The following is a 2,178-nucleotide window of genomic DNA, read 5'->3' as shown; positions in this document are numbered from 1 at the left end:
CCCAGACCCCCGGGTTCCTCAATCCATGGCTCGAGGTCCCCGGCGTTGCCGAACATCTGGGGCTGCTGAGCGACATCGCCCAGCTGGACCTTATCTCCCACGGCACCGTGTCGGACGAAGAAACCATCAAGGACACCGCGGTCGCGCAGCCGCTGATCGTGGCCGCAGGCCTGCTGGCCGCCCGCGCCCTGACCGCTGACGAGGCACTGGACCTGTCCACCGTCGTCGCCGGCCATTCCGTGGGAGAGATTACGGCGTCCGCCATCGCCGGCGCGCTGACGGAGAACGACGCGATGAACTTTGTACGCGAACGGGCCAACGCGATGGCGCGTGCGGCCGCGCAGACCCCGACCGGCATGAGTGCCGTGCTCGGCGGCGATCCGGACGAAGTGCTCGCCGCGATCGAAGCAGCCGGGCTCACCCCGGCGAACGCCAACGGCGGCGGCCAGACCGTGGCCGCCGGAACGCTGGAGCAGCTGCAGGCGTTCGCCGCGAATCCGCCGGCCAAGGCGCGGGTCATCCCGCTGAAAGTGGCCGGCGCCTTCCACACCCAACACATGGCGCCCGCGGTCATCGCCCTGGAAAACCTGCGGCCGCAGCTGAAGCCGGCCATGCCGTCGCTCACCCTGCTCTCCAATTACGACGGCGAACCCGTGGTGGGCGGCGAAGAGAACCTGGACAGCCTGATCGCCCAGGTTTCGCGTCCCGTCCGCTGGGACAAGTGCATGGAGAAGCTGGTGTCCGTCGGCGTCACCGGGCTGCTCGAACTGCCGCCGGCCGGCACCCTGGCCGGGCTGGCCAAGCGCGGCATGAAGGGCGTGGCCACCATGGCCCTGAAGTCGCCGGAAGACCTGGCAGCAGCCCGGGACTTCATCGCCGAACACACCGAACAGACCCCCGTCACGAACAGCATGTCTGGAGAATCCGAGCAGTGAGCACCCCCGTCATCCAGCAGACCCCGCTGCGCGATTTCTCGCGAGTCCTGGGCATAGGCGCGTACCGTCCCGACGTCATCGTCACCAACGACGACGTCTGCCAGTGGATCGATTCCTCCGACGAATGGATCCGCCAGCGGACCGGGATTATCACCCGCCACCGGGCGGATGCCAGGACGTCGGTGCTGGACATGGCCGAAGGCGCAGCCAAAGAGGCCTTGACACAGGCCGGCATCACCGGCGATCAGCTCGGTGCCGTCATCGTCTCCACCGTCTCCCATCCCTACGCCACACCGTCCGCCGCCGCGGCCCTGGCCGACCGCGTCGGCGCCACTCCGGCTCCCGCGTTCGATATCTCTGCTGCCTGCGCCGGCTATTGCTACGGCATTGCCCAAGCTGATGCCCTGGTTCGTTCCGGGACCGCCGATTATGTGCTGGTGGTCGGTGCGGAGAAGCTCTCCGACGTCATCGACAACACCGAGCGGACCATTTCCTTCTTGCTGGGCGACGGCGCCGGCGCGGTTGTCGTTGGTCCGTCCGATACGCCGGGCATCAGCAAGCCGGTGTGGGGTTCCGACGGCAGCAAGTGGGACACCATCAGCATGACCCATTCCCTCAGCGACGTGCGCGAGCTCTCGCTGGCTGCCGAGGCCGCCGGCTCGCTGTCCGCAGTCTCGGACACCTTCGATGAGAAGGACACCAAGCTCTGGCCGACGCTGCGCCAGGACGGTCCGTCGGTGTTCCGCTGGGCGGTCTGGGAAATGGCGAAGGTGGCCAAGCAGGCCCTGGAGGCAGCAGGCCTGCAGCCTGAGGACCTTGCCGCCTTCGTGCCGCACCAGGCGAACATGCGCATCATCGACGAGATGGTCAAGCAGCTGAAGCTTCCCGAGAGCGTGGTGGTGGCCCGCGACATCGCCAACGCCGGCAATACCTCGGCGGCGTCGATCCCGCTGGCCACGCACCGCCTGTTGCAGGAGAACCCTGGGCTCTCCGGCGGACTCGCCCTGCAGATCGGCTTCGGCGCCGGCCTGGTGTTCGGCGCGCAGGTCATCGTCCTGCCGTAGACTGCCTTGCGGTAGTTGGGCCTCCCCTACATTCCAACCAGAACCAGGCCGCAGACCGCGGTTTGAAACCCGTCCGGACGTTGTCCGGCAGCACAAGAAAAGGAGCCACCATGGCTAGCAACGAAGAAATCCTGGCCGGTCTGGCCGAGATCGTCAACGAAGAGACCGGCCTGGCCCCG

Annotated in this window: 2 protein-coding genes and 1 pseudogene; all 3 read left to right on the top strand. The window is 67.5% G+C overall.

The annotated features are described in order from the left end of the window. Window positions 1-935, top strand: a 935-nt coding sequence (locus AC5RWT_RS36725; RefSeq protein WP_494084515.1) for an ACP S-malonyltransferase, incomplete at its 5' end; no start/stop codon positions are given. Then, complete coding sequence (locus tag AC5RWT_RS36720) at window positions 932-1,999, top strand: beta-ketoacyl-ACP synthase III (RefSeq protein WP_494084514.1); 1,068 nt, start codon at window positions 932-934, stop codon at window positions 1,997-1,999. The genes AC5RWT_RS36725 and AC5RWT_RS36720, both read left to right, overlap by 4 nt. 110 nt (window positions 2,000-2,109) lie before the next feature. Next, a pseudogene (locus tag AC5RWT_RS36715) lies at window positions 2,110-2,178 on the top strand (acyl carrier protein); the annotation flags it as partial.

Source organism: Arthrobacter sp. Dra40, assembly GCF_059091905.1.
The sequence above is the reverse complement of the archived record's forward strand: the minus strand, read 5'-3'. Positions and strand labels throughout refer to the sequence as shown.